We start from the raw sequence: 15,403 nt of genomic DNA, 5'->3' as shown, positions 1-15,403 counted from the left end.
CGAAACCGTAAAGCTTACCGTGGCGGACCTTAAGTGTCGCTTAGCCAAAGGGGCGGGTCTGCTTACGGTATCTTGTACCGACTGCGCCGGGCTAGCCGGCTTCGACAATAATCGGTAATAAATCGTTTCAGGCTGCGGGTTTCGGGCCGCGCGTGAACATCCGTTTCAAACCGCGCAGGTCGGGCTGACCAACCGTCTGGCCGCCACCATGCTCCTAGCTGCGCGCCAGCACCACCACGCCGATCAGGATGATGCCGATCCCGACCAGCTTCTGCACCGACATCACCTCGCCGAACAGATACCAGGCCGCAAACGCGTTGACGACGTAGCCGAGCGACAGCATCGGATACGCGATCGACACGTCGACCCGCGACAGTCCGACGATCCACACGACCACGCTGATCACGTAGCATGCCAGGCCGCCGATCACCGGCGCCTGGGTCGCAAGCCGCCAGCCGATGGGCAGGATGTTCGCACGGGTGAATTCGAAGTGTCCAACGGCATTGGTGCCGGCTTTCAGCAGCAACTGCGCGCCGGCGTTCAGCGTCACGCCCGCGAGGATGCAAATGAGGGAAATCGGGTTCATCGAACGGTCAGATCCTGAGATGGGGTCATTGTTGTGGTTTTTCCACCGGCGCTGGCGCGGACGCAGCGGGCTGCGGCTCTACCGGCTTCATCACCACCACGCGACGCGAATCGCGCGCGATCACCTGCATCGGCAGACCTTGCGCGACGAAACGGTCGTAAGTCGACGGCGGGATCAGCGCGAGCGCGTAGCGGTCGGCCTTCCAGCGCTCGATCCACTGGTCGATCGACGGCACCCACTTCTGCGGTTCGACGGTCACGCCGAAGGTCAGTTCGTCGGCATGTTCGACCATGATCGTCGTATGGCCGACGTAGAACGGCAGTGTGTGATCGAGCACGCCGACCGAGTAGAACGGCGTATCGGGCGGCAGCTTCGCGAGTTCGGCCTTGATCGCGGGCGCGAGCAGGGCGCCGGAACTCTGGCGTCCGAACACGTCGTGACCCGTGCCGGCGATCGTGCCGAGCAGCAGCCACGCCGCCCCGAAACTGGCGACCGCGCCGAGAATCCCCGCCTTGCTGCTGCGGTTCAGCCACAGCGCGGCCAGCGTCAGCACGAAAGCGACGCCGAGCGCAGCGAGCACCCAGCTCCGGTATTCGATGTACAGCTCGGCCGGATTGCGTCCGCTGCCGAGGCGCCCGAGGAACAGCGCCGCGAACGCCGCCACCACGAAGAACAGCGCATAGCCCGCCAGATGACGGCGCAGCTGGTCGCGCGTGACGAGCGGCAGGTACATGCCGATCAGCATCGCGATGGGCGGCGCGATCGGCAGCGTGTAGGACAACAGCTTCGAGTGCGACGCGCTGAAGAACAGGAAGATGAAGACGGTCCACGTCATCATCAGCGTGACGGGGGCGAAGCCGTTCGGCTGACGCGGCTGGCGCCATGCGTGGCGCATGCTCTGCACCGTGATCGACAGCCACGGCAGGAAGCCCACCAGCAGCACCGGCACGAAGTAATAGAACGCGCCCGGACGGTTCTGCTCGGGCGTCAGATAGCGCTTGAACTGCTGGACGATGAAGAAGAAGTTCAGGAATTCGGGGTTGCGTTGCTGCACCAGCACGAACCACGGCGTGACGATCGCGAAGAACACGATCAGGCCGCCGATCAGATGCAGACGCTTCCACAGCGCCCAGTCACGCGCGATCAGCGTGTACAGCACCAGCACCGCGCCCGGCAGGATCACGCCGACCAGACCCTTCGACAGCACCGCGAGCGCCATCGACGCCCAGCAGATCCACATCCAGCCGCGCACGCAGCCGGTCGACAGGTTGGGGCGCTGTGCGAGCATCAGCGAGCACAGCGTCAACGCCATCCAGAACGACAGGCCCATGTCGAGCGTGTTGAAATGGCCCATCAGGTTCCAGTACGGCGAACAGGCCAGCACGATCGCCGCGAATACGCCGGTCGCCGCGTTGAACACGCGCGCGCCGGTGAAGCCGATCAGCAGCACGCCGGCAAAGCCGGTCAGCGCAGTGTAAAGCCGCGCCTGCCATTCGCCGATGCCGAACCACGCGAAGGTCAGCGCGTTTGCCCACGTTTGCAGAGGCGGTTTTTCGAAATACTTGTAGCCGTTGTAGCGCGGCGTGATCCAGTCGCCGGTGACGAACATCTCGCGCGCCATTTCGGCGTAGCGGCCTTCGTCACTCGGCAGAAGGTGGCGCCAGCCGAGCGGCACGAACCAGATCACGGCGAGGGCCAGCACCAGCAGCAGGATCGTGGTGCGATTGAGCGGTAGCCTCGACGGCGTATCGTTCATGGATTTCAACCTGTTGGGCGACGCCGCGTACGCAGCGAAGCGATGTTGTCTGGAATCGGCAGCCGGCGATGCCAGGCGGCCTTCGGCGGGCGTCTGGGCATGAGGGCCACTGTACTGCTCGCCGTATGCTTTTCGGATTGCCGCCAGTTATCGACCGCCGGCCGCCGGCTACAGTCGCCTGGCCCAGACCCAAAGGCGCCCGAAGCCCGGCGACCAGCGCGAAGTGAGATCGATTCCGATGAATCGTCAGCGCACCGATGGCGCGCAGTGTACGTTATCGGCCTGGTCGCGGCGAGGGTGTGTGGGTCATCGCTGCGGCGGGCAGGCTGATCGTTCGATACGCAATGCATGGAGCGCGGACTTCCGTCCTGCCGGTCTACGCGCTTTCGGGCCGGGCCAGCAACGTAGGGAAGGCCATCAGGGGCTCAGCGAATCCACCCGGCAGGCTCTAAATGGCCTGCTAGCCGCCGAAGACCATGGCGAGGCCGCCCCCAACGTCCGCCGCACTATGCTTCGATCAGCAACGCGGCAGCGACCTTGCGGCCCTCGGCCATCAGAATGTTGTACGTGCGGCAGGCGGCCTTGAAATCCATCGTTTCGACGCCGATGCGCTTCGCGGTGAGCGCGGCGGTGAGTCGCGGATGCGGAAAGCGCAGCTTGTCGCCGCTGCCGAACACGACCACTTCCGGCGCGGAATCGACGAGCATTGCGAAATGCTCGGCGCTCAGTTGTTCGAACGACGCGACGGGCCACGGGACGACCGGTGCCTGCGGCAGTACGAGAATGCTGCCCGAATGGCGCACCAGATTGATTTCGACATAGTCGGCGCCGTAGCCGGTGACGGTGTTCAGGGCGGCGCTGGAATCCTGATGTAATTTCAAATTGATTTTCCGAAGTCGTCGAGAGACGTCGTGCGCGCCGGCGGCCCTGACCGGATGGAACGAAAGCAGGGCGGCGCGACGCGCGAGGAATACGAAAGGGCCGAAAAGGCTTGCCGTTGCGGGTGGTGCATTGCGGAAGTCGGCCAAAATCCGCTAAATTATAACTTTTTAGCCGCCTTGCGGCGCCCCTCGCCCAATCGCCGCCACAAGCCGCGCTGGGTGCATCGGCGCGGCCCACCGGCTACCTGCGCTGGTTTTGTACGCTTTCGGCCGCTTTTCGTCTGTTTTTTGTCCGCTGTTTTGCCCGTTTGTTTGTATCCCGGAAGGTCTTCTGGTCTCGCTCCCAGGTTTTGTCTCGGGTGATGGCTGGATCGGGTTAGCCGCCATCCGCCCGCATCGCGAGCCGAGAGGTTTCGATGCTGACGGACCGCCAGGCGGGTCCACCGAGCCGCCCAGTAAGCGGCGGGAAGATCGAAAAACGGCGATTCGCGCGGCAACTGAAGCGCGGCTAATCAACCCGCCGCTGCCTGACAATGCCGGAAACAGCGTCGAAAAGGGAAGTCGAAAGCGGCGGTCCGAGGGCAGTCCCAATCGCGTCTGGCGGCCGTCGCCGGCCTGCCGCGCGCCCGAATTCACGACTCGACGAACTTGCCCGTCCCGGCGTCCAGTGTCGTTACCCCGGCCGGCCGGTTCGCTCAAGCCGTCAAGCTATCAAGTCATTAACCAGGATGAAGTGCCCGCCGTGAAACCGATTCTCAAATCCAACAAGTTGTTGAATGTCTGCTATGACATTCGCGGGCCCGTCCTCGAACATGCGAAACGGCTCGAAGAAGAAGGCCACCGCATCATCAAGCTGAACATCGGCAATCTCGCGCCGTTCGGCTTCGATGCGCCCGACGAAATCATTCAGGACATGATCCTGAATCTGCCGGGATCGTCCGGCTATTCCGACTCCAAGGGTGTGTTCGCCGCGCGCAAGGCGATCATGCATTACACGCAGCAAAAGGGCGTGCACGGCGTCGAACTGGACGACATCTACATCGGCAACGGCGCGTCCGAGCTGATCGTGATGGCGCTGCAGGGCCTGCTGAACGACGGCGACGAAGTGCTGCTGCCCGCGCCCGATTACCCGCTGTGGACCGCCGGCGTGAGCCTGTCGGGCGGCACGCCGGTGCACTACATCTGCGACGAATCGAATCGCTGGATGCCCGATCTGGACGACATTCGCGCGAAAATCACGCCGAATACGCGCGCGCTCGTCGTGATCAACCCGAACAACCCGACCGGCGCGCTGTATTCCGACGAACTGCTGCTCGGCCTGATCGAAATCGCGCGTCAGCACGGCCTCGTGATCTTCGCCGACGAGGTCTACGACAAGATCGTCTACGACGGCAAGAAGCACACGGCGATGGCCGCGCTGTCCGACGACGTGCTCACCGTCACGTTCAACAGCCTGTCGAAGAGCTACCGTGCGTGCGGCTATCGCGCGGGCTGGATGTTCATTTCGGGCCTGACCGGCGAGAACCGCCGCAACGGTAAGGACTATTTCGAAGGCCTCGGCATTCTGGCGTCGATGCGCCTGTGCCCGAACGTGCCGGGCCAGTATGCGATCCAGACGGCGCTGGGCGGCTACCAGAGCATCAACGATCTGATCGTGCCGAGCGGCCGCCTGTACAAACAGCGCGAACTCGCGTATGACATGCTGACGGCGATCCCCGGCGTGAGCTGCGTGAAGCCGGAAGCGGCGCTGTACATGTTCCCGCGCCTCGACCCGAAAATTTATCCGATCAAGGACGACCAGCAGTTCATCCTCGATCTTCTGCTCGAAGAGCGCGTGCTGCTCGTGCAAGGCTCCGGTTTCAACTGGAAAACGCCGGATCACTTCCGCGTCGTGTTCCTGCCGAACGTCGACGATCTCGCCGATTCGATCAACCGGATCGCGCGTTTCCTCGACGGTTACCGCAAGCGTCACACGGCCTGACGCACAATGTGGCGCATGGCGCGCCACCTGATACCCGTTTCCTCGTGAGAAAACGCCGGGCCGCCTGAAGCGGCCGCCCAGGTTTTCTCATCCCCCTCGGGGGACTGGCGCAAAACGCCAGAGTTGGGGGCACTTTTTAATCACCTACTCGAAAACACACGCTGCATGGAACCGATCAAAGTTGGACTGCTGGGCTTCGGCACGGTAGGCAGCGGCACCTTCACGGTACTGCGTCGCAATCAGGAAGAAATCAAACGTCGCGCGGGCCGCGGCATCGAGGTTGCGCGCATCGCCGTGCGCAATCCCGCCAAGGCCACAGCAGCGCTCGGCACGGAAGCCGGCAGCGTCGCGCTGACCGATGACTTCAACGCGGTGGTCGACGATCCGTCGATCGACATCGTGGCCGAAATGATCGGCGGCACGGGCCTCGCTCGCGACCTCGTGCTGCGCGCGATCAAGAATCGCAAGCATGTCGTGACGGCCAACAAGGCGCTGCTCGCAGTGCACGGCACCGAAATTTTCGAGGCGGCGCGCGCCAATGGCGTGATGGTGTCATTCGAAGCGGCGGTGGCTGGCGGCATTCCGATCATCAAGGCGCTGCGCGAAGGGCTGACGGCCAATCGCATCCAGTACATCGCGGGCATCATCAACGGCACGACGAATTACATCCTGTCGGAAATGCGTGACCGTGGGCTAGACTTCGCGACCGCGCTGAAGGCCGCGCAGGAACTGGGCTATGCCGAAGCCGATCCGACTTTCGATATCGAAGGCGTGGACGCCGCGCACAAGGCGACGATCATGAGCGCGATCGCGTTCGGCGTGCCGGTGCAGTTCGACAAGGCGTACGTCGAAGGCATCAGCAAGCTCGCCGCAATCGACATCAAATACGCGGAAGAACTCGGCTACCGCATCAAGCTGCTGGGCATTGCGCGCCGCGCTGAAAAGGGCATCGAGTTGCGCGTGCATCCGACGCTGATCCCGGAAAAGCGTCTGCTGGCGAACGTGGAAGGCGCGATGAACGCGGTCGTCGTACATGGCGACGCAGTGGGCACCACGCTGTACTACGGCAAGGGCGCGGGCGCCGAGCCGACGGCTTCCGCCGTGGTCGCCGATCTGGTCGATGTGACGCGTCTGCATACGGCTGACCCGGAGCATCGCGTGCCGCATCTGGCGTTCCAGCCGGACAGCCTGTCGAACACGCCGATCCTGCCGATCGACGAAGTGACGAGCGGCTACTACCTGCGTCTACGGGTGGCCGATGTGACCGGCGTGCTCGCCGACATCACGCGCATTCTCGCCGACACCGGTATCTCGATCGACGCGCTGTTGCAGAAGGAATCGGAGCAGGTCGACGCGAACGGCAAGGGCGAAACCGACATCATCCTGATTACGCACGAAACGGTTGAAAAGCACGTCAACGCGGCGATCAAGACGATCGAAGCGCTGAAGACCGTTGTCTCGCAAGTCACGAAGCTGCGCATGGAAGCGCTGAACTAGGCCGAACTATGAACTATCTCTCCACGCGCGGCGCCGGAGCCGGCGAGCATCACACCTTCTCGGACATCCTGCTGGGCGGTCTCGCGAAAGACGGCGGCCTGTATCTGCCCGCTGTCTACCCGCGCGTCACGCCGGACGAACTCGCGCGCTGGCGCACGTTGCCGTACGCGGACCTCGCGTTCGAAGTGCTGTCGAAATTCGTCGACGATATCCCCGCCGACGACCTGCGCGCACTCACGCGCAAGACCTACACGGCCGAGACCTACTGCAACGTGCGCGACGACGAAAGCGCCGCGCAGATCACGCCGCTGAAAACGCTGGGCGTCGAGAACGGCGCGACGCTGTCGCTGCTGGAACTGTCGAACGGTCCGACGCTCGCGTTCAAGGACATGGCGATGCAGTTGATCGGCAACCTGTTCGAATACGCGCTGGCGAAGCACGGTGAAACGCTGAACATTCTCGGCGCAACCTCGGGCGACACCGGCAGCGCCGCCGAGTACGCGATGCGCGGCAAGAAGGGCATCCGCGTGTTCATGCTGTCGCCGCACAAGAAGATGAGCGCGTTCCAGACCGCGCAGATGTACAGCCTGCAAGACCCGAACATCTTCAACCTCGCGGTCGAAGGCGTGTTCGACGACGCGCAGGACATCGTCAAGGCGGTGTCGAACGATCACGCGTTCAAGGCGAAGTACAAGATCGGCACGGTCAACTCGATCAACTGGGCGCGGGTCGTCGCGCAGGTCGTCTACTACTTCAAGGGCTACTTCGCCGCCACGAAGAGCAACGACGAGCGCGTGTCGTTCACGGTGCCGTCGGGCAATTTTGGCAACGTCTGCGCGGGTCACATCGCGCGCATGATGGGTCTGCCGATCGAGAAGCTGGTCGTCGCCACGAACGAAAACGACGTGCTCGACGAGTTCTTTCGCACTGGTATTTATCGCGTGCGCAAGGCGGCTGAGACGTATCACACGACCAGCCCGAGCATGGACATTTCGAAGGCGTCGAACTTCGAGCGTTTCGTGTTCGATCTGCTCGATCGCGATCCGGCGCGTGTGTTGCAACTGTTCCGCGACGTCGAGGAAAAGGGCGGTTTCGATCTCGCGGCGAGCGGCGATTTTGCCCGCGTGAAAGAGTTCGGTTTCGTGTCGGGTCGCAGCAGCCACGACACGCGCGTGGAGACGATCCGCGATGTGTTCGAGCGTTACGACACGATGATCGACACGCACACCGCCGACGGTCTGAAGGTGGCGCGCGAGCATCTGCAAGCGGGCATTCCGATGATCGTGCTGGAGACTGCACAGCCGATCAAGTTCGGCGAGACGATCCGCGAGGCGCTGTTGCGCGAACCGGAGCGGCCCGCTGCGTTTTCGGGCCTGGAGTCGCTGCCGCAGCGCTTTGAAGTGTTGCCGGCCGACGCACAGCGCGTGAAGGACTTTATCGTCGCGAATACAGGCGAATAAGCGGGCGAGTAAAAGTAGGACTACGAGTAGGACCAGGATTGGGCAGGCCTTGCAGCCTGCCCAGCCTTGATTGCAGCATGAAATAGGCAGATACCGCTTGCCATGCATTTCCCCAGGCAAGCGTTCCCGAACAGAAATTCCTCCATAACGCCGTGCTGCCCAGGCTGACGGCATCGACCGCTACAATGTTCTTTTAACCAGCGGCTTCGAAATCCCCGATGTCCACACCGACGCCCCGCGCCCCGATGCTCGCCACTGCCGACGCGTTGGCGACCTTGCTCAGCGCCGCCAGCCCGATCGCCGGCACCGAATCGATTCCCACGTTGCAGGCGCTAAACCGCGTGCTTTCCGCGGATGTCATCTCGCCGCTAGACGTCCCGCCGATGAACACCAGCGCGATGGACGGCTATGCGATCCGCACGGCCGACCTCACGCAACCGGGCAGCACCCGTTTGCCCGTCTCGCAGCGCATCCCGGCAGGTCACGCACCCACGCCGCTCGCGCCCGGCAGCGCGGCGCGCATCTTCACCGGCGCGACGGTGCCGCCCGGCGCGGACGCGATCGTGATGCAGGAGCAAGCCGAATCCACGAGCGATGAAGTCACGATTCTGCATACCCCGCAAGCCGGGGAATGGATCACGGCTCAAGGCGCGGATATCCGCAGCGGCTCGGTCATTCTGCCTGTTGGCACACGGCTGACGCCGCAGGCGCTTGGATTGGCGGCGTCAGTGGGCTGCGCGCAGCTGGAGGTGCGCCGCCGCGTCAAGGTCGCCGTTTTCTTTACCGGCGACGAACTGACCATGCCCGGCGAGCCGCTGAAGCCCGGCGCAATCTACAACTCGAATCGCTTTACGTTGCGCGCGCTGCTCGACAGGCTCGGCTGCGAAGTCACCGACTACGGCATCGTCGCCGATAAGCTCGATGCGACCCGCGCCACGTTGCGCGAAGCCGCTCAGGCGCACGATCTGATTCTGACCTGTGGCGGCGTGTCGGTCGGCGAGGAAGATCATGTGAAACCGGCGGTGGAGGCCGAAGGGCGCCTGGCAATGTGGCAGATTGCAATGAAGCCCGGCAAGCCGCTCGCCTTCGGTGCGGTGCGCCGTGATGACGCGTCGGGAGCGGCACCGGCGTCTGCGGAAACCTTTTTTATCGGCTTGCCGGGCAATCCGGTTTCCAGTTTCGCGACCTTCCTGCTGTTCGTGCGGCCGTTCCTGCTGCGCCTCGCAGGCGTCGAGGCCGTCGCGCCTCGCGCGCTGTCGCTGCGCGCCGACTTCACCCAGAAAAAAGCCGATCGACGCAATGAGTTCCTGCGTGCGCGCATCAACGCCGAGGGTGGGCTCGATCTGTTCGCCAATCAGAGTTCCGCCGTGCTGACGTCGACGGTTTGGGGCGACGGCCTGATCGACAATCCACCGAATCACGCGATCAGCGCGGGCGAAACCGTGCGCTTCATTCCATTTTCCGAATTGCTGAACTGAAAGCCGTCCCGATGAAGATTCAACTTCGATATTTTGCAAGCGTGCGCGAAGCGCTCGATCTGGCCAACGAGTCGGTCGAACTGCCTGACGGCATCGCGACCGTCGGCGATGTGCGCGCGTGGCTGCGCGTGCGCGGCGGAGTCTGGGCCGACACCCTGGCCGAAGGCCGCGCGTTGCGCATGGCCTGCAATCACGTAATGACCGACCCCGGCACGCGTGTGACCGAAGGTTGCGAAGTCGCGTTCTTTCCCCCCGTCACGGGCGGTTGAGCGGCGCTGCTTCGACCGGATCCAACCTCAAACCACGCCCAATCGCCCAGGAGTTCTCCATGCCCGTTCGCGTCCAGACGGAAGATTTCGACCTCACCGCCGAGGTCGCCGCGTTGCGCGCGCGTAATCCGAAGATCGGAGCGGTCGCGTGCTTCGTCGGCACCGTGCGCGATCTGAACGACGGCAGCACCGTCGAGACGATGGAACTTGAACACTATCCGGGTATGACGGAGAAGTCGCTCGAAGCGATCGTCACGAGTGCTCGCGAGCGTTGGCCGGGCATCGACGTTTTGATCGTGCACCGGGTCGGCAAGCTTTATCCGCTCGACCAGATCGTGCTGGTGGCGACGACGGCCGCGCATCGCGGGGAGGCGTTTGCGTCGTGTGAATTTGTGATGGACTATCTGAAAACCGAGGCGCCGTTCTGGAAGAAGGAGAAAACCGAAGCCGGCGAGCGCTGGGTCGACGCCCGTGTAACCGATGATGCTGCGCTGGCGCGCTGGGGTGTCGAATCGGGAAATCGGTAAGGCGCGGCGTAAGCCAGCGCCTGCATTTGCCCAATCACAACGACGCGTGGCTTAAAAAACGCACGCTGCCCGCGCGCGGCCGAACCCGTCTCAGTCATCCCGCCCGCGCCCGACGATCCGCGTTGGAAACGGCTCTCCAGCCGGGCGCTTTGTGTGATGCGCGTCGTCATCGTCACGCGGACGGCGTGGTGCAATCCGCTCCAGCAATTCCTGCTGCTCCACCGGAATCTTGTAGTCCCAACCGAACTTGCTCAACTGCAAGCTCTGCGCGATCCGCAGCGCCGGCTCCATGAACCTGACCGCCGCCGCAGGCTGGTAGCGCGACTCGACCGTATCCAGAAACAGATACAGCCAGCGGCTGAAATGCTGCGGCTCCACGCCCTCGATCGGCTGATGCGCCTGCTGTACGTTGCCGCGATACTGCTTTGCCCCAAGCACGAGGCTGCCCCAGAACGTACACATTTTCGGCAGATGATCGTCCCAGCGCCCAGCCAGCGTGGCGTCGAAAACAGGGCCGAGCAACGGATCGGCGCGCACCCGGTCGTAGAAGCCGTACACGAGGTCGCGAATATTCGCCTCGGTCGGCTCGGCGGCGCGTTCGACCACCGGCGCGGCGGGAAAAGAGGGGTTCATGCGAATTCCAGAAAAAAACGGCTTCCAATGGCGCAGGCGCGGCTCGCAACGCTGGTTCGCGAGTACCTGGAAGGGTTCGCGCCAGGTTCCGGCAAATATTGCCAGAGGTCGTCGGATGCGGCGTCGACCCATGCGTTAACGAAATGAGAAGGGCAGCGATTACCCCGCTTTTCGCACGAATGGTTTATGCGGGAAACGCTACCATTAGTCACGAGAGAACAAGAAAGAACCCCGTCTGACGTAGCGCAGAAAAATCAAACATGCGTAACGCCTGCATCTTAGGGCGAAGCAGCGGCCCCCGGCAACCCTTGCATCGACGCGGTTATCTTCGAATCGCGGCCTGCGCGCATCGTGATATCTGCCCTATGAGACTCACCGACTATACGGATTACTCACTACGCGTCCTGCTATATCTCGCCGTGCGAGGTGCAGGATTGTCGACCATTCAGGATATTTCGAATGCGTACGGAATTTCCAAGAATCATCTGATGAAAGTCGTGCAGCAACTCGGCGAACGCGGTTGGGTCGAGACGGTGCGCGGCCGCAATGGCGGCCTCCGTATTGCGGAGCGAACCCGCCTGCTGACCGTGGGCGAGGTCGTCCGCGCGACGGAAAGCGACTTCGCGGTGGTCGCGTGTCTGCCCGATCAGCAGGGGGTGCAGCGCTCTTCCTGCGTAATCACGTCGCAGTGCCGGCTACGCGGCGCGCTTCAGGCCGCGAGCAATGCGTTCCTCGCCGAACTCGATCGCTACACGATCGACGAGGTCGCGCAGCCGCAGGCACCGCTGGCCGCGCTGCTCGGCTTGAGCAGCGTCATCCCCATCGTGCCGCTCGCGCCGGTCGCGGGTAGCCCCGCACCGGCTCCCTGATCCGGGGCAGGTGGTTCCTTCGCGTCAAATGTTAAATAGTTGCCTTTGAGCGCAAAAAAGCGCTTGAAACCTGAAGAAAACGCCTCAATTTGGTGGTAATCGAAAATTGGAGGTCTCTTGATGAGAATCGACAAGCTCACCACTAAGTTCCAGGAAGCGCTCTCGGATGCGCAGAGTCTGGCCGTCGGCCATGACAATCAATATATCGAACCGGTTCACGTGTTGTCGGCGCTGGTCGCCCAGCAGGATGGCTCGGCTCGCTCGCTGCTCTCGCGTGCCGGCGTGCACGTGCAGGCGCTGCAAACCGCACTGAACGACGCGATGACGCGTCTGCCGCAAGTTCAGGGCACGGACGGCAATGTCCAGATCGGCCGCGAATTGACCGGCCTGCTGAACCAGGCAGACAAGGAAGCGCAAAAGCTCAACGACACGTTCATCGCGAGCGAAATGTTCCTGCTCGCAGTCGCGGACGACAAAGGCGAAGCCGGCCGCGTCGCGCGTCAGCACGGCTTGTCGCGGAAGTCGCTCGAAAGCGCGATTGCGGCGGTGCGCGGCGGCTCGCAGGTGCATAGCCAGGACGCCGAAAGCCAGCGCGAAGCGCTGAAGAAATACACCGTCGACCTGACCGAGCGCGCGCGGGCCGGCAAGCTCGACCCGGTGATCGGCCGCGACGACGAAATCCGTCGCTCGATCCAGATCCTGCAACGCCGTACCAAGAACAATCCGGTCCTGATCGGCGAACCGGGCGTGGGTAAGACCGCGATCGTCGAAGGACTGGCGCAACGGATCGTCAACGGTGAAGTGCCGGAAACGCTGAAGGGCAAGCGCGTGTTGTCGCTCGACATGGCCGCGCTGCTGGCCGGCGCGAAATATCGCGGCGAGTTCGAAGAACGGCTGAAGGCCGTGCTCAGCGACATCGCCAAGGACGAAGGTCAAACCATCGTCTTCATCGACGAAATTCATACGATGGTCGGTGCAGGCAAGGCCGAAGGCGCGATGGACGCGGGCAACATGCTGAAGCCGGCGCTTTCGCGCGGCGAGCTGCATTGCGTCGGCGCGACCACGCTTGACGAGTACCGCAAGTACATCGAGAAGGATGCGGCGCTCGAACGCCGGTTCCAGAAGGTGCTGGTCGACGAGCCGTCAGTGGAAGCGACCATCGCGATCCTGCGCGGCTTGCAGGAAAAGTACGAACTGCATCACGGCGTGGACATCACCGACCCGGCGATCGTCGCGGCGGCGGAACTGTCGCATCGCTACATCACCGATCGTTTCCTGCCGGACAAGGCAATCGATCTGATCGACGAAGCCGCGTCGAAGATCAAGATGGAAATCGACTCGAAGCCTGAAGAGATGGACCGGCTCGACCGTCGTCTGATCCAGTTGAAGATCGAGCGCGAAGCCGTCAAGAAGGAAAAAGACGAAGCGTCGCAAAAGCGTCTGCAACTGATCGAAGAAGAAATCGAGCGTTTGAATCGCGAATATTCGGACCTCGAAGAAATCTGGACCGCGGAAAAGGCGGCGGTGCAGGGCAGCGCGCAACTGAAGGAAGACATCGAGAAAACACGCGCGGAAATCACGCGTTTGCAGCGTGAGGGCAAGCTCGAAAAGGTGGCGGAGTTGCAGTACGGCAAGTTGCCGGAGCTTGAGGCGCAGTTGAAGGCGGTGACCCAGGCCGAGGCTGTCGAGCAGACCAATCCGCAGCGGCCGCGTCTGTTGCGCACGCGGGTCGGCGCGGAGGAAATCGCGGAAGTCGTGTCGCGTTCCACCGGTATTCCGGTGTCGCGGATGATGCAGGGCGAGCGCGAAAAGCTGTTGCAGATCGAAGAAAAACTGCACAACCGCGTGGTCGGTCAAGACGAGGCGATCAGCGCCGTGGCCGATGCAATCCGCCGCTCGCGCGCGGGTCTGTCGGATCCGAACCGTCCGTATGGTTCGTTCCTGTTCCTCGGGCCGACCGGGGTGGGCAAGACCGAGTTGTGCAAGGCGCTGGCGTCGTTCCTGTTCGATTCGGAAGATCATCTGATCCGCATCGACATGAGCGAATTCATGGAGAAGCACAGCGTCGCGCGCCTGATCGGTGCGCCGCCGGGATACGTCGGCTATGAAGAGGGCGGTTACCTGACCGAAGCCGTGCGCCGCAAGCCGTATAGCGTGATCCTGCTCGACGAAATCGAGAAGGCGCATCCGGACGTGTTCAACGTGCTGCTGCAGGTGCTCGACGACGGCCGCATGACCGATGGACAAGGCCGTACCGTGGACTTCAAGAACACGGTGATCGTGATGACGTCGAACCTTGGTTCGCAGGTGATCCAGGCGATGGTCGGCGAGCCGCAGGAAGCGGTCAAGGACGCGGTCTGGGAAGAAGTGAAGCTGCACTTCCGGCCCGAGTTCCTGAACCGGATCGACGATGTCGTGGTGTTCCATGCGCTTGACCGCTCGAACATCCAGTCGATCGCGCGGATCCAGTTGCAGCGTCTGCACGAACGGCTCGCGAAGCTCGACATGCAGCTGCTGGTGTCGGACGAGGCGTTGGAGCACATCGGCAAGGTCGGCTACGATCCGCTGTTCGGCGCGCGGCCATTGAAGCGCGCAATCCAGCAGGAGATCGAGAATCCGGTCGCCAAGCTGATTCTGGCCGGCAAGTTCGGTCCGAAAGATGTGATCCCGGTCGAAGTCGACGAGGGCAAACTGGTGTTCGAACGCGTCGTGCATTAAGCGCGGCCCGTGCGTGGAGCGGTGTTTGATCGAGCCGCTCCGCGCATGTCAAAAAGCGGCAACGAAGTTTTCTTCGTTGCCGCTTTTTTTTCGCCAATGTGTTGCGTACGCCCCGCTGATCATGCCAGCGAAAAGCGGAACAACGCCTGCTCATTCAGGCGTTGTTCTTGCCGCCAAACAGCGCCGACAACCCGCCGAGCGCGCCCAGCACGGTCGTCGCGTTCAGCTTGCCTTCAGCCGGCACTTCGCCTTCGGGCGTCGCTGCGTTGACCACGTGCGGCAGGATTTGCGACAGCAGGCCCGTGACCTGATCCGGCTGTACGCCGGCCTTCGCCGCGAGGTTCGTGACGGTGTCGGAGCCGAGCACGCTGTGCAGCGCATCCGGCGCGATCGGCTGGTTTTCGCCGTTGCTGACCCACGACGACACCACGTCGCCGAGACCTTTTTCCTTGAAACGTTCGATCAGCCCATTCAGGCCGCCCGGCTGGTTATTGACGAATTCGAGTGCGGCTGAAACCAGTTGTTGCTGGCCACCGCCTTCAGGGGACTTCCCAATCAGGGAACCGATAGTGTCGAGTAGGCTCATGACGGTCTCTCTTGAGTGCCGACGCGTGATTGACGAGTCAGCGGGTGAAAACGCCGCGCGGTTGCGCGGCGCGGTGGGACGGTGGACGGCAGCGGGGCGGTGTCGAGGTTTGCATCACCTGTATCGTGGATCATGTGCCGCTCCTCTCTCGGCCCGCCGCCA

General features: G+C 62.9%; 13 protein-coding genes. 8 read left to right on the top strand and 5 right to left on the bottom strand.

Going from position 1 to position 15,403, the window contains the following annotated elements; all coding sequences use genetic code 11:
* Positions 1-214 precede the first annotated feature (214 nt).
* The 3 genes from ABH945_RS07370 to ABH945_RS07360 all read right to left on the bottom strand — a co-directional run bounded on the left by ABH945_RS07370 (position 215) and on the right by ABH945_RS07360 (position 3,223).
* Positions 215-586 carry an SMR family transporter gene (locus tag ABH945_RS07370; RefSeq protein WP_074763863.1) on the bottom strand — a complete coding sequence of 124 codons (372 nt, stop codon included), beginning with the start codon at positions 584-586 and terminating at the stop codon, positions 215-217.
* A 25-nt stretch (positions 587-611) separates the two neighbouring features.
* Entirely contained in the window at positions 612-2,342 is a 1,731-nt protein-coding gene (locus ABH945_RS07365; protein ID WP_429250153.1) for a glycosyltransferase family 39 protein, read from the bottom strand.
* A 506-nt stretch (positions 2,343-2,848) separates the two neighbouring features.
* Complete coding sequence (locus ABH945_RS07360) at positions 2,849-3,223, bottom strand: Mth938-like domain-containing protein (protein WP_074763865.1); 375 nt, start codon at positions 3,221-3,223, stop codon at positions 2,849-2,851.
* Between the two features lie 733 nt (positions 3,224-3,956).
* Here ABH945_RS07360 and ABH945_RS07355 point away from each other — a divergent pair.
* The 6 genes from ABH945_RS07355 to moaE all read left to right on the top strand — a co-directional run bounded on the left by ABH945_RS07355 (position 3,957) and on the right by moaE (position 10,435).
* Positions 3,957-5,204 carry a pyridoxal phosphate-dependent aminotransferase gene (locus ABH945_RS07355; RefSeq protein ID WP_074766382.1) on the top strand — a complete coding sequence of 416 codons (1,248 nt, stop codon included), beginning with the start codon at positions 3,957-3,959 and terminating at the stop codon, positions 5,202-5,204.
* A 165-nt stretch (positions 5,205-5,369) separates the two neighbouring features.
* On the top strand, positions 5,370-6,701 hold the full coding sequence (locus ABH945_RS07350) for a homoserine dehydrogenase (RefSeq protein ID WP_074763866.1): 1,332 nt from the start codon (positions 5,370-5,372) through the stop codon (positions 6,699-6,701).
* 8 nt (positions 6,702-6,709) lie between these two features.
* The gene (thrC, locus tag ABH945_RS07345; protein ID WP_429250152.1) at positions 6,710-8,161 is read left to right on the top strand and encodes a threonine synthase; all 1,452 of its coding nucleotides are present in this window, start codon (positions 6,710-6,712) and stop codon (positions 8,159-8,161) included.
* A 245-nt stretch (positions 8,162-8,406) separates the two neighbouring features.
* On the top strand, positions 8,407-9,639 hold the full coding sequence (locus ABH945_RS07340) for a molybdopterin molybdotransferase MoeA (protein ID WP_429250376.1): 1,233 nt from the start codon (positions 8,407-8,409) through the stop codon (positions 9,637-9,639).
* Positions 9,640-9,650: 11 nt separating this feature from the next.
* A complete protein-coding gene (gene moaD / locus ABH945_RS07335; protein ID WP_074763869.1) occupies positions 9,651-9,908 on the top strand; it encodes a molybdopterin converting factor subunit 1 in 258 nt (85 codons plus the stop codon).
* A gap of 59 nt (positions 9,909-9,967) precedes the next feature.
* Positions 9,968-10,435, top strand: coding sequence for a molybdopterin synthase catalytic subunit MoaE (moaE, locus tag ABH945_RS07330; RefSeq protein WP_429250151.1), 468 nt, complete (start codon positions 9,968-9,970; stop codon positions 10,433-10,435).
* 90 nt (positions 10,436-10,525) lie between these two features.
* Here the strand turns inward: moaE and ABH945_RS07325 are convergent, their stop codons facing one another.
* Positions 10,526-11,068: a group III truncated hemoglobin gene (locus tag ABH945_RS07325; RefSeq protein ID WP_429250150.1), complete on the bottom strand. Its 543-nt coding sequence runs from the start codon at positions 11,066-11,068 to the stop codon at positions 10,526-10,528.
* 365 nt (positions 11,069-11,433) lie between these two features.
* Here ABH945_RS07325 and ABH945_RS07320 point away from each other — a divergent pair, with 365 nt between their 5' ends.
* Both ABH945_RS07320 and clpB read left to right on the top strand, forming a co-directional pair.
* Entirely contained in the window at positions 11,434-11,937 is a 504-nt protein-coding gene (locus ABH945_RS07320; protein ID WP_429250149.1) for an Rrf2 family transcriptional regulator, read from the top strand.
* Positions 11,938-12,057: 120 nt separating this feature from the next.
* Entirely contained in the window at positions 12,058-14,655 is a 2,598-nt protein-coding gene (gene clpB / locus ABH945_RS07315) for an ATP-dependent chaperone ClpB (RefSeq protein ID WP_429250148.1), read from the top strand.
* Between the two features lie 154 nt (positions 14,656-14,809).
* Here the strand turns inward: clpB and ABH945_RS07310 are convergent, their stop codons facing one another.
* On the bottom strand, positions 14,810-15,241 hold the full coding sequence (locus ABH945_RS07310; RefSeq protein WP_429250147.1) for a YidB family protein: 432 nt from the start codon (positions 15,239-15,241) through the stop codon (positions 14,810-14,812).
* Positions 15,242-15,403: the final 162 nt, after the last annotated feature.

This window comes from Paraburkholderia sp. GAS333 (assembly GCF_050435665.1).
GTDB classification, from domain to species: Bacteria; Pseudomonadota; Gammaproteobacteria; order Burkholderiales; family Burkholderiaceae; genus Paraburkholderia; species Paraburkholderia fungorum_A.
The sequence above is the reverse complement of the archived record's forward strand: the minus strand, read 5'-3'. Positions and strand labels throughout refer to the sequence as shown.